Genomic DNA, 20,026 nt, shown 5'->3' with positions numbered 1-20,026 from the left:
CACTTGTCCCAAGACCCTTGGCAAACCGCTGCGCGCCTCTGCGCGGCATGCTTTGGTGGCGTAACGCACCTCTTCGTGCCAGAAGACCTCATGCAAACTGCTTTGTCAAAAAATCGTGTCTTCCGGTTCGCGCCGAGCCCGAACGGCCTTCTGCATCTCGGCCATGCGCTGTCGGCGATCCTCAACCACGACCTTGCCGCGGCCTGCGGCGGGCGCTTCCTGCTGCGCATGGAAGACATCGATCCCGCCCGCTCGCGGCCCGAATTCGAAGCGGCGATCTATCGCGATCTCGCCTGGCTCGGCCTCGACTGGGAAAAGCCGGTGCGGCGCCAGTCGGAGCACCTTGCCTTCTACGGCGGGGCGCTGGAGCGGCTGAAAGCGATGGGCGTGCTCTATCCGGGGTTCCTCAGCCGCGGCGAGGTGAAGGCGCGGGTTCTGGCGCAGGAGGCCGCGGGCGGCGTGTGGCCGCGCGATCCCGACGGCGCGCCGCTCTATCCGACGGAGGAGCGCTCGCTCGACCGGGACCGGGCGCTCGGCTGGATCGCTGCAGGCCGCCAGCACGCCTGGCGGCTCGACATGGAGAAGGCGCTGGCGCTCGTGCCGGAGGCGCTCTCATGGTCGGAGGCGGGCGAGGGGCCGGAGGGCGAGACGGGCACCGTCGCGGCGCGGCCGGAGCGCTGGGGCGATGTCATCCTCTCGCGGCCGGATGCGCCGGCGAGCTACCACCTTGCCGTGGTGCTCGACGATGCGGCGCAGGGCATTACCGACGTGGTGCGCGGGCAGGATCTCTTTCATGCGACGGCCGTGCACCGCCTCCTGCAAAGCCTGCTCGGCCTGCCGGCGCCCTCCTATCGGCACCATGGGCTGGTGCCGGGGCCGGATGGGCGGAAACTGTCCAAGAGCAACGAGGATACCGGCCTTGCGGCCTATCGGGAAAGGGGCGTGTCACCGGCCGGCATTCGCGCCCTGCTCGCGGGCTATGGCTTCGTCCTCCATTGAATCCTCCTCGGGCTGCGGCGGTTTGCGCACGCCGCGGATCCGGTCGAGGATCAGGTGCTTCACCCGGTATTTCATCAGCGCCGCGTTGATCTCCGCGCCGATGATGAAGATCGCCCCGACGATGTAGAGGAAGACCAGCGCGATCATGATCGAGGCGAGGCCGGCATAGGTCGAGACATAGTTGGCGAAGGTGGCGAGGTAGGAGGCGAAGGCATAGGCGCCGATGCCCCAGGCGATGAGCGTCACCAGGATGCCGGGCAGCACGTCGGCGATCTTCCGTCGGCCGGCCGGTAGCCATAGATGGGCGATCAGGAGGCCGACGAGCAGCACCAGGATGGTGCCGAACAGCCCCCAGCTTTCCACCCAGGAATAGACATACGTGAGCCAGGGCAGCCAATCGCCCGTCGCCCGGACCGCAAGGGGCGCGGCGACGAGCACGATGCTGATGACCGCCAATGCCAGGACGCCGGCGATGACGAAGCCGAGGCTGGCGAGGCGCGTGACGTACCAGTAGCGCGTCTCGGCCACCCGGTAGGCGCGGTTGAGCGAGACGCGCAGCGCCTCCACCCCGTTCGAGGCGAAATAGGCGGCGGCGAGCACGGAGACCGTCAGCAAGCCGCCGCGCGGGATGGTGAGCACCGCGACGACCTCGCGCGAGATCGGTGCGGCGATCGATTCCGGCCAGGTATCGAAGATCAGGTGCACGGCGGTTTCGGCGAACTGGTCAGCGCCAAGGAAGGAGCCGAGCGCCGTGCCGAAGATCAGGAAGGGGAAGATCGCCAGCAGCGTCGAGAGCGCGACATGGCTCGCCATCGCCCAGCCGTCGTCTTCGGAAAAGTGCCAGATCGCATCGAAGACGACCTTGTAGGCAAGGCGAATGGCGGTCGGCATCGGCAATCTCGGTCCCTCGCGGCCGTCTTCGGCCGTCTCTCGCATTGTCTGCCCGGGCATAACCCCTTACATCGGGATCGGTTCAAGGGCGACCCGGATTATGGTCCGCCACGCGCCCGTGCATCGGAACGACGTGCGGCACTGGTGGTGAATATGGGAAACACGAGCAGATTTGTACAGGAAACCGCCATGCCTTCTTCAAATGCGTCAACGCCGCCGAGCATCATCGTCACGGGATGCTCCTCGGGCATCGGCGCCCATTGCGCCCGGGCGCTGAAGGCGGAAGGCTGGCGCGTCTTCGCGACGGTGCGCCGGCAGGAGGATCTGGCGAGCCTCGAGGCCGACGGCATCGAGGTGCTGCTGATGGACTATACGAAGCCGGAGACGATCGCCGCGCTTGTCGAGACCGTGCTGGCGCGCACCGGCGGCCGGCTCGATGCGCTCTTCAACAACGGCGCCTACGGCCAGGCCGGTGCCGTCGAGGACCTGCCGGTCGAGGCGCTGCGGATGCAGTTCGAAACCAATGTCTTCGGCTGGCACGACCTGACGCGGCGGGTGATTCCCGTCATGCGCCGGCAGGGTTCTGGACGCATCGTGCAGTGCTCGTCGATCCTCGGCATCGTGCCCTATCGCTGGCGCGGCGCCTATAACGCCTCGAAATTCGCGCTCGAGGCCCTGTCGCTGACACTGCGCATGGAGCTTGCGGGCTCGGGCGTGCATGTCAGCCTCATCGAGCCCGGGCCGATCGCCTCGCGTTTCACGGCCAACGCGCTGACGCATATCGAGCGGAACATCGATCTTGAAAATTCCGTGCATGCGGAAGAGTATCGCCGCCAGTTGCGCCGGCTGCGCGGCGAGGCAAAGCCCGCGCGCGGAAAGCTCGGCCCCGAGGCGGTGCATGCGGTGCTGCGCCACGCGCTGACGGCGAAATCGCCGCGGCCGCACTATATCGTCACGATGCCGGCCAAGCAGGGCGTGCTCCTGAAAAAGCTGCTGCCGGCGGCGCTCTTCTATCGGATCATCGGCAAGCTTGGCTGACGCGGCGCGGCGTCGCAGGGGTTTCGCCTGCAAAAAGCGTGCACTTTGCGCGGAATGCCCTATGTGAATAGGGCTGACGGAAATCAAATCGGATCGTTGGCATGTCTTCCTTCCTTACCTTCATGACCCTGCTCGTCATGGGCCTCGTCGCCATCGTGCTGGTGCGCGGTCTCGTCAACATGGCCAAGGGCGGCAGCGGCAACACCTCGAACAAGCTGATGCAGCTTCGCGTGCTCTTGCAGGCGATCGCGATCGTCCTCATCATGCTGACGCTCTGGATCACGGGCGGCGGGCGCTGAGGGGAACATGGTCAAGCTCAACAAGATCTACACGCGCACGGGCGATGACGGCACGACCGGCCTCGTCGCCGGGCCGCGCCGCAAGAAGCATGACCTGCGCGTCGAATCCTATGGCGAGGTGGACGAGGCCAATTCCTGCATCGGCCTCGTGCGCCAGCATCTTGTCGAGCATCCCGATCTCGACGCGATGCTGATGCGCGTCCAGAACGACCTGTTCGACCTCGGGGCGGACCTGGCGACGCCGGAGACCGGCAAGAGGCTCGACTACGAGCCGCTGCGCATCGCGCAGGCGCAGGTGGACCGGCTGGAGCGGGAAATCGACCTGCTCAATGCCGATCTTCAGCCGCTGCGCTCCTTCGTCCTGCCGGGCGGAACGCCCGCGGCGGCGGCCCTGCACCTTGCGCGCACCGTGGCGCGCCGGGCGGAGCGGCGGATCGTGGCCTTGCAGGCCTGCGAGGGCGAGGCGGTCTCGGCCGCGGCCGCGGCCTATATCAACCGGCTCTCCGACTTCCTCTTCGTCGCCGCGCGCTGGGTCAACGACAAGGGGCGTACGGACATATTGTGGGTTCCGGGTCAGAACAGGTAAGCTCGCTTCCAGCGCGCCTCGGGGAAGGGGATCCATGTTCATACCGCTGCACGATGCGAACGCCCTGAAATACATCAAGGTGCAGTATGTCACGATCAGCCTGATCGTGATCAATGTCGCGGTCTGGCTGGTGACGGGCCTTGCCTCGACGCAGGCCTTTTCCGACGCGACGGTGGTCGGCCTCGGCTATATCCCCGCGGTCGTCTTCGATTTCGCCGACTTGGAGCCCAGTCTCGTGCTGGTGCCGGAGGACGCGACCTACATCACCTATGCGTTCCTGCATGGGGACTTCATGCACCTTGCCTCGAACATGCTGTTCCTCTGGGTGTTCGGCGACAATGTCGAGGATGCGCTCGGCCATGTCCGCTTCCTCCTTTTCTACCTCCTCTGCGCGGCGGCCGGCGCGCTGGTGCACGGCCTCGTGCAGCCGGATTCGGAGGCGCCGCTGATCGGTGCCTCGGGGGCGATCTCCGGCGTGGTGGCGGCCTATTTCCTGCTGCATCCGAAGGTGCGCGTCTGGGTGCTGGTGTTCTTCCGCATTCCCCTGCCGCTGCCTGCGGTCATTCCGCTCGCCTTCTGGATCGCCCAGCAGTTCTACATGCTGGTGGTCGACGGCGACAGCGGTGTTTCCTGGGGCGCCCATGTCGGCGGCATCCTCGCGGGCGCGCTTCTCGTGCTCGTGCTGCGGCGGCGGGGCGTGCCGCTGTTCGACCGGACCATCGTCACGCCGAAGGCGGTGCGGCATGTCGAGGCGACGCCCGTTGCCAGCAGCGAGGAGGCTGCCTCCCGGCCCTCCGTGCCGCCGACCCACTGGGGGCGGTGAGCGCGTCGCGATGAGAAAATTGACGTGAACGTAAAGGTAATTTATAACCCGTCCGTTTTCGCGTCGGGGGAGGCCGTGATGCATTGTAATTGGGGAAAAAACGCGTATCGATGTCGCCAACCGACAATCAGGGCGCCTTTCAAAGGCGCATTTTCCCTCGCGGGCATTTGAAGGAAGGAAGCCATGAAGATCTTGGTGCCAGTCAAGCGTGTCGTCGACTACAACGTGAAGATCCGCGTGAAGGCGGATGGCTCGGGTGTCGAGCTTGCGAACGTGAAGATGTCGATGAACCCGTTCGACGAGATTTCGGTGGAAGAGGCGCTTCGGCTGAAGGAGGCGGGCAAGGCGGAGGAAGTGGTCGTGGTGTCGATCGGCCCGGCGAAGGCCGAGGAGACGCTGCGCACGGCCCTTGCCATGGGCGCAGACCGGGCGGTGCTGGTCGAGACCGAGGACCAGGTCGAGCCGCTGGCGGTCGCCAAGATCCTCAAGGGCGTGGCGGAAGCAGAAGCGCCGGGTCTGGTCATCGTCGGCAAGCAGGCGATCGACGACGATTCGAACCAGACCGGCCAGATGCTGTCGGCGCTGCTCGGCTGGGCGCAGGCGACCTTCGCCTCGAAGGTCGAGATCGGCGATGGCAAGGCGACCGTAACGCGCGAGGTCGACGGCGGCCTGCAGACCATCGAGGTCAAGCTTCCGGCGGTGGTCACGACGGACCTTCGCCTCAACGAGCCGCGCTACGCCTCGCTGCCGAACATCATGAAGGCGAAGAAGAAGCCGCTCGACAGGAAGACGCCCGGCGACTTCGGCGTCGATACCGCCCCGCGCCTCAAGGTCTTGAAGACGGAAGAACCGTCGGGCCGCAAGGCGGGCGTCAAGGTGAAGAGCGTCGCCGAGCTGGTCGACAAGCTCAAGACCGAAGCCGGCGTGCTCTGAGAACGGAAAGGGAGAACATCATCATGGCCATTCTTCTTCTGGCAGACCACGACAACACCCACCTTTCCGACCAGACCGCCAAGGCGCTGACGGCGGCGAGCAAGATCGGCTCCGACGTGCATGTGCTCGTCGCCGGCAGCAATGCGAAAGCTGCGGCCGAACAGGCGGCGAAGCTGTCGGGCGTGACGAAGGTTCTGCTCGCCGACGATGCAAGCCTCGCCAACAACCTCGCCGAGCCGCTGGCCGCGCTGATCGTGTCGCTTGCCGGCAGCTATGACGCCATCGTCTCGGCCGCCACCTCGGTGGGCAAGAACGTCCTGCCGCGCGTTGCCGCCCTGCTCGACGTGGCGCAGGTCTCGGAGATCGTCGAGGTCGTTTCCCCCGACACGTTCAAGCGTCCGATCTATGCGGGCAATGCGATCCAGACGGTCCAGTCGACGGATGCGAAGAAGGTGATCACGGTGCGCACGGCGTCCTTCGCCGCGGCAGGCGAAGGCGGCAGCGCAGCGATCGAGACGGTCTCGGCCGCGGCGAACCCCGGCCTTTCCACCCACATATCCGACGCCCTCTCCTCGTCGGGCCGTCCGGAGCTGACATCCGCGAAGATCATCATCTCGGGCGGGCGTGCGCTCGGCTCTTCGGAGAAGTTCCAGGAGGTGATCCTGCCGGTGGCCGACAAGCTCGGCGCGGCAGTCGGTGCGTCCCGCGCTGCGGTCGATGCGGGCTATGCGCCGAACGACTGGCAGGTCGGCCAGACGGGCAAGGTGGTCGCCCCTCAGCTCTACATCGCCTGCGGCATCTCGGGCGCGATCCAGCATCTGGCGGGCATGAAGGACAGTAAGGTGATCGTGGCGATCAACAAGGACGAGGAGGCGCCGATCTTCCAGGTCGCAGACTACGGCCTCGTCGCAGACCTCTTCGACGCCCTGCCCGAACTCGAAAAGGCGCTTTGAGCCGGCTTTGGGTCCGGCTTTCGCGACGATGATTTCACTGGAAAAATGCGTCGCGGCGCTTTATCACTTCACCGGGCCGGCTCGCCGGCCCGGTGTTTTTTTGCCGACGCGGTAGAGGCGTAGGCGGTGCGATGGGGCGATAGGCGCTATGATCAAGAACGTCGGTATTGTCGGTGCGGGCCAGATGGGATGCGGGATCGCGCACGTCTCTGCCATGGCCGGGTACAAGGTCCATATCTACGACCTGTCGCCGGAGCGCATCGAGACCGGGCTCGCCACGATCAACGGCAACCTCGCCCGCCAGGTTTCCTCCGGCAAGATGACCGACGAGGAGCGCAAGAAGGCGCTCGCCCTGATCAAGGGGTCGGCAGACATCAACGACCTCTCCGACGCCGATCTCGTCATCGAGGCGGCGACCGAGGACGAGACCGTCAAGCGCAAGATCTACGGCCAGGTCTGTTCGGTGCTGAAGCCCGAAGCGATCCTTGCGACCAACACCTCCTCGCTCTCGATCACCCGGCTGGCGTCCGCCACCGACCGGCCGGAACGCTTCATGGGCATCCATTTCATGAACCCCGTTCCGGTCATGAAGCTGGTGGAGCTCGTGCGCGGTATCGCGACCGAGGAAAGCACGTTCTCCGCCGCCAAGGAATTCGTCGCCAAGCTCGACAAGACGATCACCGTCGCGGAGGATTTCCCGGCCTTCATTGTCAACCGCATCCTGTTGCCGATGATCAACGAGGCGATCTACACGCTCTATGAGGGCGTCGGCTCGGTGGAAGCCATCGACACGGCGATGAAGCTCGGCGCCAACCATCCGATGGGCCCGCTCCAGCTTGCCGATTTCATCGGCCTCGATACGTGCCTGTCGATCATGCAGGTGCTGCACGACGGGCTCGCCGACTCGAAGTATCGTCCGTGCCCGCTGCTGGTGAAATATGTCGAGGCCGGCTGGCTCGGCCGCAAATCCGGCCGCGGTTTCTACGACTATCGCGGCGAGGTTCCGGTCCCGACGCGCTGAGCGGCCGGACATTCCCCGAGCCGTCCCTTTCAGGGAAAAATGTTTCGCCTGCTGCAAGCGCCACGGCAGGCCATGCCTCGGATCGGAACCGGCCGGTCGCTATTGTCTGCCCGAATTCAGGTTCCATTCGGGGTTTTTTCAGATGAAACGTTTGCTCCTTCTCGGCGTGGCTCTCCTTGGCCTCGCCGCTCCGTTCTCCGCGCAGGCCGCCGACAAGCTGCTCAACGCTTCCTATGACGTGGCGCGCGAGCTTTTCGCTGCCGAGAACGAGGCCTTCGTGAAGGCGCATCCGGGCGTCACCGTCGACCAGTCGCATGGCGGCACCTCCAAGCAGGCGCGCGCCATCGTCGAGGGCCTCGAAGCCGACGTCGTGACCTTCAACCAGGTGACGGACATCGACTTCCTCGTGAAGAACGGCTTCGTCGCGGAAGGCTGGCAGCAGAAGTTCCCGAACAGTGCCTCGCCCTTCTATTCCTTCCCCTCCTTCCTCGTTCGCGCCGGCAATCCGAAGAACATCAAGGACTGGTCCGACCTTGCCCGCGACGACGTGAAGGTCATCTTCCCGAACCCGAAGACCTCGGGCAATGCGCGCTACACCTATCTCGCCGCGACCGCCTATGCCAAGGAGGCGTTCGGCAACGACCCGGTCAAGGTCGAGGAATTCGTCACCAAGATCTTCGACAACGTGCCGGTCTTCGACACGGGCGGGCGCGCGGCGACGACGACCTTCGTCGAGCGCGAGATCGGCGATGTCATCATCACCTTCGAGGCGGAGACCAAGTCGATCGCCAAGCAGTACGGCGAGGACAAGTTCGAGAGCGTCGTGCCCTCCGTCTCGCTGCTCGCCGAATTCCCGGTCGCCATCGTCGACAAGGTGGCCGACGCCAAGGGTAGCCGGGATCTTGCAAAATCCTACCTCGACTTCCTCTATGCGCCGGAAGGCCAGAAGATCGCCGCCGAATTCGGCCACCGCGTCCATGACGAGACGGTCGCCGCCGAATTCAAGGACCAGTTCCCGGAGATCCGCCTGGTGAACGTCGATGACGTCTTCGGCGGCTGGAAGAAGATCTCCGAGGAGCACTTCGCCGAAGGCGGCACGCTGGACAAGATCTACGGCAGCCGTTGATCCCTCGACCTTCGTTCTATTGCGACCGGCGGGCGAAAACCCCGCCGGTTGTGGCGTGAAAAGGGCGCAAATCCCGGCGGAACAGTGCGTCCCCATGCTTTTCATGACATTGCTTGAGAAAGGAAGCGCCTCTTGAGACGGCGTGTACTGCCCGGATTGCCGCTCGCGCTCGGCATAACCCTCGTCTATGTGGCGATCATCGTCGTGCTGCCGCTGGCCGCGCTCGTCTTCAAGGCGGCGAGCCTCGGGCCTGAGGACTACTGGCGCATCGTCTCGTCGGACCGCGCCTTCGCCAGCTACCGGGTCACGGTGCTCTGCGCACTGGCGGCGACGGTGTTCAACCTTGTCTTCGGCCTGTCGCTCGCCTGGGTGCTGGTGCGCTACCGCTTTCCCGGCCGCCGGCTTGTCGATGCGCTTGTCGATCTGCCCTTCGCGCTGCCGACGGCCGTCGCGGGCATCGCTCTCACCACGCTTTTCGCCACCAACGGCTGGTTCGGCGGGCCGCTTTCGCTTCTCGGCATCAAGGTCGCCTATACGCCGCTCGGCATCATCGTCGCCATGAGCTTCACCAGCATCCCCTTCATCGTGCGCACGGTGCAGCCGGTGCTGGAGGAGCTGGATCCGGCGCTGGAAGAGGCGGGGCAGACGCTGGGGGCGAGCGACCTGTCGATCTTCACCGGCGTCATCCTGCCGCTCCTGACGCCGGCGCTTCTGGCCGGTGTCTCGCTCTCCTTCGCCCGCAGCCTCGGCGAGTTCGGCGCCATCATCTTCATCGCCGGCAACCAGCCGTTCTCCACCGAGATCACGGCGCTGCTCGCCTTCATACGGCTGGAGGAATACGACTACCCGGCCTCCGCCGCGATCGCTTCCGTCATGCTGCTGACGGCCTTCGTCATGCTGGCTGTCACCAATTTCATGCAGGCCCGCGCCCTGCGCTACACGGCAAGGGGCTGACCATGGCGCATCACGGAAAGGGCAAGCCGCCCCGCGTCGGCGATAATCCGGTCTTCCGCCGCACGCTGCTCGCCTTCGTGCTCGTGCTGGTCGCGCTGATGATCGTCGCACCGCTCGTCGTCATCGCCGTCGAGGCCTTCTCGCGTGGTGTCGGCTATTTTGCCGCCTCGATCGCCGATCCGGATACGCGGCACGCGATCCTGCTGACGGTCGTCACGGCGCTGATCGCGGTGCCGGTCAACACGGTCTTCGGCGTCGCAGCGGCCTGGGCCATCACCAAGCACGATTTCCGCGGCAAGCGGCTGCTCACCGTCGTCATCGAACTGCCCTTCTCCGTGTCGCCCATCGTGGCGGGTGTCTCCTATCTCTTCGTCTACGGCCTGCAGGGCCTGTTCGGCCCGGCGCTGCAATCGGCGGAGATCAAGATCCTCTTCGCGCTGCCGGGCATCGTGCTGGCCAGCATGTTCGTGACGGCGCCCTTCGTGGCGCGCGAGCTGATCCCGCTGATGCAGGCGCAGGGGCGCGACCTCGAGGAGGCGGCGACGTCGCTGGGGGCGAGCGGCTGGCGCACCTTCTTCTCCGTCACGCTGCCGAACATCAAGTGGGCGCTGCTCTACGGCGTCGTGCTCTGCAATTCGCGCGTAATGGGCGAATTCGGTGCCGTTTCCGTCGTTTCGGGCAATATCCGCGGCCAGACGAACACGCTGCCGCTGCATATCGAGCTGCTCTATCACGACTACAACGCGGCCGGCTCCTTCGCCGCCGCATCCATTCTCGCCGGCCTTGCCATCGTCACGCTCATCGCCAAGGTGGCGCTGGAGCGGCAGGGCGCGGGCCGCGTCCAGCGCCCCTCTCAGCTGGCCGGCGCCGACAGCATCACCTCGGAGGTAAAACCGTGAAGATCCGCCTTACCAACGTGGTCAAGGAGTTCCAGACCTTTCGCGCCGTGCACGGCGTGTCGCTCGATATCGAAAGCGGCGAGCTGGTGGCGCTGCTCGGTCCCTCCGGCTCCGGCAAGACGACGATCCTGCGCATGGTCGCCGGCCTCGAATATGCTGATGGCGGCGCGATCTATTTCGGCGAGGAGAATGCCACTGACATTCCGGTGCGCGAGCGCGGCGTCGGCTTCGTCTTCCAGCACTATGCCCTCTTCCCGCACATGACCGTCGGCGAGAACATCGCCTTCGGCATGAAGGTCTCCAAGGTCAAGCGTTCGCCCGAGGCGATCGCCAAGCGTGTTGCCGAACTGCTCGATCTCGTGCAGCTCGGCGGCCTCAAGGACCGCTTTCCCGGCCAGATCTCCGGCGGCCAGCGCCAGCGCGTGGCGCTCGCCCGGGCGCTCGCCGTCGATCCGCGCGTGCTGCTGCTCGACGAGCCTTTCGGCGCGCTCGACGCCAATGTGCGGCGGGACCTGCGCCGCTGGCTTCGGAAAATTCATGACGAACTGGGCATTACCACGCTCTTCGTCACGCACGACCAGGAAGAGGCGCTGGACCTTGCCGACCGGGTCGTCATCCTGAACAAGGGCAAGATCGTGCAGGAGGGGACGCCCGAGACGGTCTGCCGCAATCCAGCCGATGCCTTCGTGATGAACTTCCTCGGCGATGCGAACCGGCTCGATGCGGATATCCGTGGTGGCAAGGCCTATGTCGACGGCGTGGCCTTCGAGGCCGGCGGCGTGGCGGATGGCTGCGGCCAGATCCTGTTCCGCCCGGCCGACGTCACCTGGCGCGACGAGGGGCAAGGCATTGCCGCGAAGATCGTGCGCGTCATCGACCGGCCGGATTCGCGCCGCGTGCTGGCCCTGACGGGCAGCGGCCAGCCGGTCGAGTTCGATACGGCGCCGGAATTCCCGTACGGCAAGGGCGAGGAGGGTTTCCTCGACATCCGACGACCGCGCGCCTATCCGGCGGCGTGAGGGGAACTCCGGCTGCGGCTTAGCTTTCCGGCGCCGCCAGCGCGGCGTTGATCAGCGCCTTGGCGTCCTCGCTGTCCCAGGCGGCGGGGCCGTTCATCGCCGATATCAGGCAGCCCTTGTCGTCCATCAGCAACGTGACGGGCAGGCCGAAGGCGAGGCCTTCCTTCTTCAGCGTGTTGAAGACGCCCATCGAGGCATCGCGGTAGTAGCCGAGTTCGTTGACGCCCGTTTCGGTGAGGAAGGCCTTCGGCTTCTCGTCGTCGCCGGTGTCGATGTTGATCGCGACGACCTCGAACCTGTCGCTGCCGAGCTCCTTTTCGAGCGCGTTGAGCGCCGGCATCTCCTCGCGGCACGGAACGCACCAGGTGGCCCAGAGGTTGACGAGCAGCGTCTTGCCGGAAAAATCGGCGATCGTCCTCTTCTTGCCGTCGGGGCCGTCGAAGACGAGATCGGGCAGCGGGCGGTGCGCGTCCACCGTGCGCATGGCGGCGACCTGCCCCTTGGAAAAGGGCGTCAGGGCTTCGGCCTTCTCCGCGGCGGCCGCGCAGGCGGCGGGATCGGCGGAAGCGACCGCGCCATTGCCAGACAGGCTTTCCTTCACGTATATCGCAGCACCACCGGCGAGAAGTCCGGCGAGCCCGGCAATGGCGATGAGCTTTCCTGCCGGCAGGCCGAGTTTCTTCTTCACTGTCATTTCATTCTCCAGGACGGGACCCATGGCTGACGGCACTTCCGAGACGAAATCCTCGAACCAGATGTGGGGCGGCCGTTTCGCCTCGGGACCGGATGCGATCATGGAGGAGATAAATGCCTCCATCGGCTTCGACAAGAAGCTTTACGCCCAGGACATCCGCGGCTCAAAGGCGCATGCCGAGATGCTCGCCCACCAGGGCATCATTTCGGCGGACGATAAGGAAAAGATCGTTCACGGTCTCGACACGATCCTGTCAGAGATCGAAAGCGGAAGTTTCGAGTTCTCCCGCCGGCTGGAAGACATCCACATGAATGTCGAGGCGCGGCTGGCGACGCTGATCGGCCCCGCGGCCGGCCGCCTGCACACCGCCCGCTCGCGCAACGACCAGGTGGCACTCGACTTCCGCCTCTGGGTGAAGGAAGAGCTGCAGAAGACGGAGAAGGCGCTGACGGGTCTGATATCGGCCTTCCTCGACCGTGCCGAGGAGCATGCCGAGACCGTCATGCCGGGCTTCACCCATCTGCAGACCGCCCAGCCGGTGACCTTCGGCCACCATTGCATGGCCTATGTCGAGATGTTCGGCCGAGACCGCCAGCGCGTGCGCCACGCCATCGAGCATCTCGACGAAAGCCCGATCGGCGCCGCCGCGCTTGCCGGCACGGGCTACAATATCGACCGGCACATGACGGCGAAGGCGCTCGGCTTCCGCGAGCCGACCCGCAATTCCATCGACACCGTGTCGGACCGCGATTTCGCCCTGGAATTCCTGTCGATCGCCGCGATTGCCGGCGTTCACCTGTCGCGCCTTGCCGAGGAGATCGTCATCTGGTCGACGCCGCAATTCGGCTTCATCCGCCTGTCGGATGCCTTCTCCACCGGCTCCTCCATCATGCCGCAGAAGAAGAATCCGGACGCCGCCGAGCTGGTGCGCGCCAAGACCGGCCGCATCAACGGCTCGCTGATCGCGCTTCTGACGGTCATGAAAGGCCTGCCGCTCGCCTATTCCAAGGACATGCAGGAAGACAAGGAACAGGTCTTCGACGCGGCCGAGAGCATCGAGCTGGCGATTGCAGCGATGACCGGCATGGTGCGCGACATGACGATCCGCACCGACAGGATGAAGGCGGCGGCCGGGTCCGGCTATTCCACCGCCACCGATCTTGCCGACTGGCTGGTGCGCGAGGCGGGGCTTCCCTTCCGCGACGCGCATCATGTGACGGGCCGCGCCGTGGCGCTGGCCGAGGGCAAGGGCTGCGACCTTGCCGACCTGTCGCTCGAGGAGCTGCAGGCGATCCATGCCGCCATCACCGCCGACATCTTCAACGTCCTGACGGTCGAGGCCTCGGTTGCGAGCCGCAAGAGTTTCGGCGGCACCGCGCCCCTGGAGGTCCGCAAGCAGATCGCCTGGTGGCGGCAGCGGAACTGATCAGATTGCTTGCAGGACTCATCAGTAGATTAAGGGTGCACAAGGGCGGGCGAATTCGCTAAGGATGGTGCCCACCCGATCACCGGCATTCCAGGGAACGCTTCATGACACGCATCGATATCGGCAGGCTGGCTCTCGTGCTCTGCCTTTCCGCAGCGGTTCTGACCGCCTGCGGCCGCAAGGGCGATCTCGACCTGCCGGGCGGCGCGCAGCCGGTCTACAAGACCGTCGACGGCAAGAAGGTCGAGCAGGTCGAAGACAAGCCCTTCATCCTCGATCCCCTTCTCTAGTTTTGATGTCCTCCCGAACGCAAAGCCGCTGCACGGTTTTGCCGGAATTGCCCTTGTTTAACGGACGAGACCTGTGAACCATTTCGAGCATCGCGACGGCATCCTCCATGCGGAGGACGTGCCCGTTCCGGAAATCGCCAAGGCGGTCGGCACGCCCTTCTACGTCTATTCGACGGCCACGCTGGAGCGCCACTACAAGGTCTTCGCCAAGGCCTTCGACGGCGTCGATGCCATGGTGTGCTATGCTATGAAGGCGAATTCGAACCAGGCGGTGCTGAAGACGCTCGCCCGGCTCGGCGCCGGCATCGACGTGGTCTCGGAAGGCGAACTGCGCCGGGCGCTGGCCGCCGGCGTCCCCGCCTCGCGCATCATGTTCTCCGGCGTCGGCAAGACGCCGCGCGAGATGGACCTTGGCCTCGAGGCCGGCATCTACTGCTTCAACGTCGAGTCCGAGCCGGAGCTGGAGGTGTTGAACGCCCGCGCCGTGAAGGCCGGCAAGGTGGCGCACGTCTCCTTCCGCATCAATCCGGACGTCGATGCCCGCACGCACGCCAAGATCTCGACGGGCAAGAAGGAAAACAAGTTCGGCATTTCCTGGGAGCGCGCCCGCGCCGTCTATGCCCGCGCCGCCGGCCTGCCGGGCATCAAGGTGACCGGCATCGACATGCATATCGGCAGCCAGATCACCGAGCTGCAACCCTTCGAGGACGCCTTCAAGCTCTTGCGCGAACTCGTCGATACGCTGCGCGCCGACGGCCATACGATCGATCACGTCGATGTCGGCGGCGGCCTCGGTATCCCCTACAAGACGGACAATGCGCCGCCGCCGCTGCCGGACGCCTATGCCGAGATCGTCAAGAACCAGCTCCAGGGTCTGAACTGCAAGATCGTCACCGAGCCCGGTCGGCTGATCGTCGGCAATGCCGGCATCCTCGTCACCGAGGTCATCTATGTGAAGGACGGCGGCGAGAAGACCTTCGTCATCGTCGATGCGGCCATGAACGATCTCATCCGCCCGACGCTCTACGAGGCCTGGCACGAGATCCAGCCGGTCGTCATCTCCGCCGCCAGTGCGCCGCGCATCCGGGCGGATGTGGTGGGCCCGGTCTGCGAGACCGGTGACTATCTGGCGCAGGACCGCGAAATGGCGCAGCCCAAGCCCGGCGACCTGATCGCCGTCGGTTCCGCCGGTGCCTATGGCGCCGTGCAGGCCGGCACCTATAACAGCCGCCTGCTGGTGCCGGAGGTGCTGGTCAACGGGGCCGCGTTCCATGTCGTGCGGCCGCGGCAGAGCTATGACGACCTGATCGGCCTCGATTCGGTGCCGGACTGGCTCGCCTGACCTTCGGAAGCGCTAAAACCGGCCGCCTGCGCGATCACGATTTTGCGCGTGCCCTCGTCTTCGCCACAAAGCATGTTATCTTTTGGTGGTGACAACCTGCAGCGGAGAGCGGCGACCGATGGCGATTGACACGCGAGGACAGCGCGGGAAGGAGGCGACCGGCAGCCCGGTGGCCCGCCGGCTCGCGGGAAAACGCCTTGCCGCCCAGGCCATCCTCTATCTGGAAGCGCTCGCCCCGCGGGTGCTGCCGATCCTGCTTCTCGTCGCGGCTTTCCTGGCGCTCACCTGGTTCGGCTATTTCCGCCATGTGCCGGCCTGGCTGCATCTTGCGACGCTCGCCGCCTTCGCGCTCGGCCTCGTCGGCCTGCTCGTCCGCCTGCGCGGCATCGTCTGGCCGTCGACCGACAAGGCCTATCGCATGCTGGAGGCGCGCAATGCGCTCGCCCACCAGGCGATCCGGGTGCAGGACGACCGGCCGGCCGGCGGCGATGCCTTTGCCGAGGCGCTGTGGCGCGAACACCAGGCCCGCATGGCGCGGATGATCGGCACGCTGAGGACCGGGGCGCCGGAGCCCGATATCGCCCGCCACGACCGCCATGCCCTGCGTGCGGTGCCGCTGCTCCTCGTCGCCATCGCCTTTGCCTTCTCCTATTCCAACCGCGGCGGACTTCTGGCCGATGTGGTTACCGTCCGCACCCCCGCCGAAACCGCGCCGGACGTGCGCATCGACGCTTGGGTGACGCCGCCGGCGCACACGTCGCGCGCGCCCATCTTCCTGACCGGCAGCCCGCAGGGTCAGCCGGGCGAGGCCGCCAGAGGCGAGATCCGCATTCCGCAATTCAGCGAACTGACCGTGCGCGTCACCGGCGGTGGCGGCGACGAGGCGGTGAGCTATCAGGTGACCGGCGAAACCGCGGCCACGGCCATCCGCCCCGAGGCGGAAAAGCCGAAGGATGAAAAAGCCGAGGCTTCGAAGGTCGAGGCGAAGGTGCCGGTGGCGGCCGCCAGTGACGCCAGGACCATGCGCTACAAGATCCTGAAGGACGGCACGCTCTCGGTTGCCGGCCAGACCTGGACCTTTGCGGTCATTCCGGACCGCGTGCCGGAAATCGCCTTCGACGGCATCCCGAAGAAGACCGTCGCCTCGGCGCTGGAGATCAGCTTCATCGCCAAGGACGATTACGGGATCCAGGAGGCGCATGCGGAGATCGTGCCGGTCGAAAAGCCGAAGGATGCGCGTCCGCTCTATCCGTTGCCGGAGTATAGGCTCGACCTGCCTCGCCGTGCCGCGCGCGACGCCAAGGGCACGACGAGCCGCAACCTGTCCGAACACCCGCTCTCCGGCAAGCGCGTGAAGATCACGCTCGTCGCCAAGGATGCCGCCGGGCAGGAGGGGCGCAGCCAGCCTGTCGAGATGATCCTGCCGGCCAAGACCTTCTTCGAGCCGCTCGCCGCGGCCGTCGCCGAACAGCGGCAGGTCTTCGCGCTCGATGCCAACCAGCTGCCGCACGCGATCGCGCTCAACGAGGCGCTGACGATCCGGCCGGAAGAGACGATCCCGAACCTCACGCATTACCTGCTGCTGCAATCGGCCAATGCGCGCATGAAGCTCTCCCGCACGGACGACCAGATGCGCGAGACGGCGGACTATCTCTGGGAAATCGCCCTTGGCATCGAGGACGGCAACCTGTCGCTGGCCGATCGCCGGCTGCGCGAGGCGCAGAAGGCGCTTTCCGAGGCGCTGGAGCGCAACGCCTCCGACGAGGAGATCGCCGCGCTCATGAAGGAGCTGCGCGAGGCGATGCAGGCCTATATGGAGGAGCTTGCGCGCCAGGCGGCCAAGAACGGCCAGATGCAGCAGAATGCCCAGCAGCAGGGCCAGATCCTGCGCCAGCAGGATTTGCAGCGCATGATGGACCAGATCGAGAATCTGGCCCGTTCCGGCGCGCGTGACCAGGCCCAGCAGATGCTCTCCGAGCTGCAGCGCATGATGAACAACCTGCAGGCCGGCCGGCCGCAGCAGGGCCAGCAAGGCCAGCAGAACGACGCGATGCGCCAGCAGATGGACAAGCTCGGCCAGCTGATGCAGCAACAGCAGAAGCTGATGGAGCAGACCTTCCAGTTCGACCAGGCGCTGCGTGACCGCCAACAGCGCGGCGATCCGATGCCGGGCGAGGAGGGCGAGCAGCGGCCGGGCGACAACGGCTCCGGCCAGCAGCCGACCGACCAGATGACGGCCGAACAGTTGCGTGAGGCGCTGAAGAAGCTGCAGGAGCAGCAGGACGCGCTGGGCAAGCAGCTCGGCGAGATTCAGGAAGCGCTGAAGGGCATGGGGCTGGAGCCCGGCGAAGGTTTTGGCCAGGCCGGCCGCGAGATGAAGGGCGCTTCGGAAGCGCTCGGCGAGGGCCAGGGCGAATCGGCCGTCGGCAGCCAGGGCCGCGCGCTGGAGGCGCTGCGCCAGGGCGCGCAGAACATGATGAGCCAGATGCAGGCCATGATGGGGCAGGGACAGGGCCAGGGACCGGGCGAAGGTATCCCGCAGGCGGGCCGCAACGGCCGCGATCCGCTGGGCCGCGAGCGCACCCTCAACGGGCAGGGCCCGGATTTCGGCGGGCCGACCAAGGTTCCGGAAGAGATCGACATCCAGCGGGCGCGTGAAATCTTGGAGGAGATCCGTCGTCGCCTCGGCACTGGGGCAGCGCCCGGTTTCGAACGGGATTATCTGGAGCGGCTGCTCGGAATCCGCTGAAGCGCGTCAGGCCGCGAGCGCCGTCGCCACGGCGCGGCGGATGTCCGGCAGGCTGAAGGGCTTGCTCACCACGTCGACGATCTTCGAGGCAAGGTCGTCGGCCCGCTCGCGCTGCTCGGCATAACCGGTCATCAGCAGGATCTTCAGCGCCGGATGGGCGGCGGACGCCTTGTGGGCAAGCTCGATGCCGTCCATCACGGGCATGCGGATGTCGGACAGGAGGAGATCGAAGCCGCCCTCCGTCAGGGCGTCGAGCCCTGCGGCACCGTCCGGCGCCTCGACGGTCTCGTGGCCGTCCATGCGCAGCGCCCGCGCCACGAAGGTGCGGAGCGAATCCTCGTCCTCGGTGATCAGGATCTTGGCCATCGGTTCCCCTTTCGGTCCGTTCATCCGGCCCTGCTCCAGGCTGCCGCTGTCTGGGCGGCGGAACAGAAGGCCGAGCGGCAGGCCGATTCTCCGGTGCCGCTCCGCGAACGAAAAGACCAGACTTTCCTTGTCGATCGGTAAACGACCGATGGGGGAATCTGCGGTCAGGCCGGCGTCAGGCGTCCGCGTCGCCCGTCACGACGCCGACGAAGGGCAGTTCGCGGAAGGCATAGGCGACGTCCATGCCGTAGCCGACGACGAAATGATCCGGGCATTCGAAGCCGACATAGTCGGCTTCCAGATCGGTCTTGCGCTTCTCGCGCTTGTCGAGCAGCACGGCGATCGTGACGTTGCGGGCGCCGCGCTCATACATCAGCTCCTTGGCGAAGCTGAGCGTGCGGCCGGATTCGAGGATGTCGTCGATCAGCAGGATATCGCGGCCATGCACGTCGCTGTCGATGTCCTTGATGACCTTCACGCCCTGCGAGACGGTGCCGGCGCCGTAGCTCGACAGCGTGATGAACTCGACTTCGGGGGCAAGGCCGGCCGCATGAAGGGCGCGGGTGAGGTCGGCTGCGAAGATGAACGAGCCCTTGAGCACGGCGATGACGAGGAGGTCCTTCGTCGGGCCGCTGGCGATCTCGGCCGCCAGTTCTTCATTGCGCTTGGCGATCATAGCGGCGTCGTAGAGCGTTTCGATCTTCTTTCCGCGGACAATCTGCATCGCGAGGCGGCTCCTTGGTCGTGGGCAAATCCGGCAAAATCCCGCGGTCTTGCGTGCGGAATTGCGGGAAACAGAGGAGCCGCTTAGCACAGTCAGGGGACGGGCGCACCCTCGGCGGCGAGGGAAACCGAGACTTTCGGCACTTTTCCGCCATTGTGCGGAATGCGCAACGCGAAGGTCTCGCTGGCGCCCGGCGCGAGCTTTGCGGTTTCGAGCGAGAGGCGGTGGTGGATCGCCTCACCCATGCCCTCGAAGACGATGTCGACCGGCGGCACGGCGGCGATGGTGTCGCCGCCATTGGTGAGGCGGCCATAGACGGCGAGCACCTTCATGCCGTTGCGGTCGTCGACCGTCGTGATGACATCGGCAATGCGCAGCGCGCCGCCCGGTGCGCTTGCGGGAAGCGCCGCCCTGAGGGCGGAAAGTCCGCCGGCATAGGCGAAGACGAAGATGAAGGCCGCCGTGACGAGACCGGCAAAGGCGCGGCCCGGGAGGCGCTGCAAGCCTGCCTCGCACAGCCGGCCGCCGGCTGCGGCGACGCGAAGCAGCAGGTGGCGCGGCGGCATGTCGGCTGGCGTGGGCCTCACGGGACGGTGATTGTCGTTCGACGTGCGGGCGGCGGTGCTGCGGATGACGACGAAATCGGCATCGACCACTTCGAAGCGCGCCGGGAACGGCCTTGCATTCCGGCGGGCCGGCGTCTTCGGCTCCGGCGGCAGAAGGTCGATCCGGCCCTTCGCCTCGCGTCTTGCTCTGAAGGCGTTCATCGCGACCTCCCCGCTTCGCCAGCGCCCTTTCCGCGCAAAATCATGGGCGAAAAGTCGGGCATTGAATGAAATCCTTACGAAACGTAAACCATACTGGTTAATGCTTCGGAAACCCGACCGTGAAAGA

General features: G+C 65.9%; 21 protein-coding genes. 16 read left to right on the top strand and 5 right to left on the bottom strand.

Features of this window, described 5'->3' with window-relative positions; translation table 11 throughout:
- Window positions 1-90 precede the first annotated feature (90 nt).
- The gene (gene gluQRS / locus AABQ55_RS00785) at window positions 91-999 is read left to right on the top strand and encodes a tRNA glutamyl-Q(34) synthetase GluQRS (protein ID WP_272806885.1); all 909 of its coding nucleotides are present in this window, start codon (window positions 91-93) and stop codon (window positions 997-999) included.
- Here the strand turns inward: gluQRS and AABQ55_RS00780 are convergent.
- On the bottom strand, window positions 946-1,890 hold the full coding sequence (locus AABQ55_RS00780; RefSeq protein WP_244769374.1) for a YihY/virulence factor BrkB family protein: 945 nt from the start codon (window positions 1,888-1,890) through the stop codon (window positions 946-948). The two genes, gluQRS and AABQ55_RS00780, sit on opposite strands and share 54 nt — an antisense overlap.
- A gap of 189 nt (window positions 1,891-2,079) precedes the next feature.
- Between AABQ55_RS00780 and AABQ55_RS00775 the strand changes: the two genes are divergently transcribed.
- The 11 genes from AABQ55_RS00775 (at window position 2,080) to AABQ55_RS00725 (ending at window position 11,541) form a co-directional block, all read left to right on the top strand.
- Window positions 2,080-2,928 carry an SDR family oxidoreductase gene (locus AABQ55_RS00775; RefSeq protein WP_272806884.1) on the top strand — a complete coding sequence of 283 codons (849 nt, stop codon included), beginning with the start codon at window positions 2,080-2,082 and terminating at the stop codon, window positions 2,926-2,928.
- Between the two features lie 101 nt (window positions 2,929-3,029).
- Window positions 3,030-3,227 (top strand): twin transmembrane helix small protein, encoded by a 198-nt coding sequence (locus AABQ55_RS00770; RefSeq protein ID WP_023514935.1) that lies wholly within the window; start codon window positions 3,030-3,032, stop codon window positions 3,225-3,227.
- A 7-nt stretch (window positions 3,228-3,234) separates the two neighbouring features.
- The gene (locus AABQ55_RS00765) at window positions 3,235-3,813 is read left to right on the top strand and encodes a cob(I)yrinic acid a,c-diamide adenosyltransferase (RefSeq protein WP_272806883.1); all 579 of its coding nucleotides are present in this window, start codon (window positions 3,235-3,237) and stop codon (window positions 3,811-3,813) included.
- A gap of 34 nt (window positions 3,814-3,847) precedes the next feature.
- Window positions 3,848-4,636: a rhomboid family intramembrane serine protease gene (locus AABQ55_RS00760; RefSeq protein WP_272806882.1), complete on the top strand. Its 789-nt coding sequence runs from the start codon at window positions 3,848-3,850 to the stop codon at window positions 4,634-4,636.
- A gap of 183 nt (window positions 4,637-4,819) precedes the next feature.
- The gene (locus AABQ55_RS00755) at window positions 4,820-5,569 is read left to right on the top strand and encodes an electron transfer flavoprotein subunit beta/FixA family protein (protein ID WP_272806881.1); all 750 of its coding nucleotides are present in this window, start codon (window positions 4,820-4,822) and stop codon (window positions 5,567-5,569) included.
- 23 nt (window positions 5,570-5,592) lie between these two features.
- Complete coding sequence (locus tag AABQ55_RS00750; RefSeq protein ID WP_272806880.1) at window positions 5,593-6,522, top strand: electron transfer flavoprotein subunit alpha/FixB family protein; 930 nt, start codon at window positions 5,593-5,595, stop codon at window positions 6,520-6,522.
- 148 nt (window positions 6,523-6,670) lie between these two features.
- Window positions 6,671-7,543, top strand: coding sequence for a 3-hydroxybutyryl-CoA dehydrogenase (locus AABQ55_RS00745; RefSeq protein WP_244769380.1), 873 nt, complete (start codon window positions 6,671-6,673; stop codon window positions 7,541-7,543).
- Between the two features lie 142 nt (window positions 7,544-7,685).
- Window positions 7,686-8,669, top strand: coding sequence for a sulfate ABC transporter substrate-binding protein (gene cysP, locus AABQ55_RS00740; RefSeq protein ID WP_244769381.1), 984 nt, complete (start codon window positions 7,686-7,688; stop codon window positions 8,667-8,669).
- Between the two features lie 132 nt (window positions 8,670-8,801).
- Window positions 8,802-9,623, top strand: coding sequence for a sulfate ABC transporter permease subunit CysT (gene cysT, locus AABQ55_RS00735; RefSeq protein ID WP_272806879.1), 822 nt, complete (start codon window positions 8,802-8,804; stop codon window positions 9,621-9,623).
- Between the two features lie 2 nt (window positions 9,624-9,625).
- Entirely contained in the window at window positions 9,626-10,522 is an 897-nt protein-coding gene (gene cysW, locus AABQ55_RS00730; RefSeq protein WP_272806878.1) for a sulfate ABC transporter permease subunit CysW, read from the top strand.
- Window positions 10,519-11,541, top strand: a complete 1,023-nt coding sequence (locus AABQ55_RS00725; RefSeq protein ID WP_272806877.1) for a sulfate/molybdate ABC transporter ATP-binding protein — start codon at window positions 10,519-10,521, stop codon at window positions 11,539-11,541. The genes cysW and AABQ55_RS00725 overlap by 4 nt, the downstream gene beginning before the upstream one ends.
- 19 nt (window positions 11,542-11,560) lie before the next feature.
- On the opposite strand, the gene tlpA is transcribed toward AABQ55_RS00725, so the two are convergent.
- Complete coding sequence (gene tlpA / locus AABQ55_RS00720; protein WP_272806876.1) at window positions 11,561-12,235, bottom strand: thiol:disulfide interchange protein TlpA; 675 nt, start codon at window positions 12,233-12,235, stop codon at window positions 11,561-11,563.
- Between the two features lie 22 nt (window positions 12,236-12,257).
- Between tlpA and argH the strand changes: the two genes are divergently transcribed.
- From argH to AABQ55_RS00700, 4 genes are all read left to right on the top strand, one after another.
- The gene (gene argH / locus AABQ55_RS00715; RefSeq protein WP_244769386.1) at window positions 12,258-13,661 is read left to right on the top strand and encodes an argininosuccinate lyase; all 1,404 of its coding nucleotides are present in this window, start codon (window positions 12,258-12,260) and stop codon (window positions 13,659-13,661) included.
- A 104-nt stretch (window positions 13,662-13,765) separates the two neighbouring features.
- A complete protein-coding gene (gene lptM / locus AABQ55_RS00710; RefSeq protein WP_244769387.1) occupies window positions 13,766-13,951 on the top strand; it encodes an LPS translocon maturation chaperone LptM in 186 nt (61 codons plus the stop codon).
- Window positions 13,952-14,024: 73 nt separating this feature from the next.
- Window positions 14,025-15,293, top strand: a complete 1,269-nt coding sequence (gene lysA, locus AABQ55_RS00705) for a diaminopimelate decarboxylase (RefSeq protein WP_244769388.1) — start codon at window positions 14,025-14,027, stop codon at window positions 15,291-15,293.
- Window positions 15,294-15,411: 118 nt separating this feature from the next.
- Window positions 15,412-18,042 (top strand): TIGR02302 family protein, encoded by a 2,631-nt coding sequence (locus AABQ55_RS00700; protein WP_272806875.1) that lies wholly within the window; start codon window positions 15,412-15,414, stop codon window positions 18,040-18,042.
- A 6-nt stretch (window positions 18,043-18,048) separates the two neighbouring features.
- On the opposite strand, the gene AABQ55_RS00695 is transcribed toward AABQ55_RS00700, so the two are convergent.
- The 3 genes from AABQ55_RS00695 to AABQ55_RS00685 form a co-directional block, all read right to left on the bottom strand.
- A complete protein-coding gene (locus AABQ55_RS00695; protein ID WP_064331584.1) occupies window positions 18,049-18,408 on the bottom strand; it encodes a response regulator in 360 nt (119 codons plus the stop codon).
- 175 nt (window positions 18,409-18,583) lie between these two features.
- Window positions 18,584-19,132, bottom strand: a complete 549-nt coding sequence (gene hpt, locus AABQ55_RS00690; RefSeq protein WP_272806874.1) for a hypoxanthine phosphoribosyltransferase — start codon at window positions 19,130-19,132, stop codon at window positions 18,584-18,586.
- A 92-nt stretch (window positions 19,133-19,224) separates the two neighbouring features.
- On the bottom strand, window positions 19,225-19,899 hold the full coding sequence (locus AABQ55_RS00685; RefSeq protein WP_272806873.1) for a hypothetical protein: 675 nt from the start codon (window positions 19,897-19,899) through the stop codon (window positions 19,225-19,227).
- Between the last annotated feature and the right edge of the window lie 127 nt (window positions 19,900-20,026).

Source organism: Shinella sp. WSD5-1 (assembly GCF_963942435.1).
In the GTDB taxonomy this organism is placed as follows: domain Bacteria; phylum Pseudomonadota; class Alphaproteobacteria; order Rhizobiales; family Rhizobiaceae; genus Shinella; species Shinella yambaruensis.
This window is presented reverse-complemented; position numbering and strand designations above follow the sequence as displayed.

Excerpts from the sequence above, each read along its gene's own strand:
- hpt (WP_272806874.1), bottom strand. The coding sequence starts at position 19,132 with ATGCAGATTGTCCGCGGAAAGAAGATCGAAACGCTCTACGACGCCGCT.
- AABQ55_RS00770 (WP_023514935.1), top strand. The coding sequence starts at position 3,030 with ATGTCTTCCTTCCTTACCTTCATGACCCTGCTCGTCATGGGCCTCGTC.
- gluQRS (WP_272806885.1), top strand. The coding sequence starts at position 91 with ATGCAAACTGCTTTGTCAAAAAATCGTGTCTTCCGGTTCGCGCCGAGC.
- cysW (WP_272806878.1), top strand. The coding sequence starts at position 9,626 with ATGGCGCATCACGGAAAGGGCAAGCCGCCCCGCGTCGGCGATAATCCG.
- AABQ55_RS00685 (WP_272806873.1), bottom strand. The coding sequence starts at position 19,899 with ATGAACGCCTTCAGAGCAAGACGCGAGGCGAAGGGCCGGATCGACCTT.
- AABQ55_RS00775 (WP_272806884.1), top strand. The coding sequence starts at position 2,080 with ATGCCTTCTTCAAATGCGTCAACGCCGCCGAGCATCATCGTCACGGGA.
- argH (WP_244769386.1), top strand. The coding sequence starts at position 12,258 with ATGGCTGACGGCACTTCCGAGACGAAATCCTCGAACCAGATGTGGGGC.
- AABQ55_RS00765 (WP_272806883.1), top strand. The coding sequence starts at position 3,235 with ATGGTCAAGCTCAACAAGATCTACACGCGCACGGGCGATGACGGCACG.
- AABQ55_RS00760 (WP_272806882.1), top strand. The coding sequence starts at position 3,848 with ATGTTCATACCGCTGCACGATGCGAACGCCCTGAAATACATCAAGGTG.
- AABQ55_RS00695 (WP_064331584.1), bottom strand. The coding sequence starts at position 18,408 with ATGGCCAAGATCCTGATCACCGAGGACGAGGATTCGCTCCGCACCTTC.
- lptM (WP_244769387.1), top strand. The coding sequence starts at position 13,766 with ATGACACGCATCGATATCGGCAGGCTGGCTCTCGTGCTCTGCCTTTCC.
- AABQ55_RS00755 (WP_272806881.1), top strand. The coding sequence starts at position 4,820 with ATGAAGATCTTGGTGCCAGTCAAGCGTGTCGTCGACTACAACGTGAAG.
- AABQ55_RS00780 (WP_244769374.1), bottom strand. The coding sequence starts at position 1,890 with ATGCCGACCGCCATTCGCCTTGCCTACAAGGTCGTCTTCGATGCGATC.
- AABQ55_RS00700 (WP_272806875.1), top strand. The coding sequence starts at position 15,412 with ATGGCGATTGACACGCGAGGACAGCGCGGGAAGGAGGCGACCGGCAGC.
- tlpA (WP_272806876.1), bottom strand. The coding sequence starts at position 12,235 with ATGACAGTGAAGAAGAAACTCGGCCTGCCGGCAGGAAAGCTCATCGCC.
- cysP (WP_244769381.1), top strand. The coding sequence starts at position 7,686 with ATGAAACGTTTGCTCCTTCTCGGCGTGGCTCTCCTTGGCCTCGCCGCT.
- AABQ55_RS00750 (WP_272806880.1), top strand. The coding sequence starts at position 5,593 with ATGGCCATTCTTCTTCTGGCAGACCACGACAACACCCACCTTTCCGAC.
- AABQ55_RS00745 (WP_244769380.1), top strand. The coding sequence starts at position 6,671 with ATGATCAAGAACGTCGGTATTGTCGGTGCGGGCCAGATGGGATGCGGG.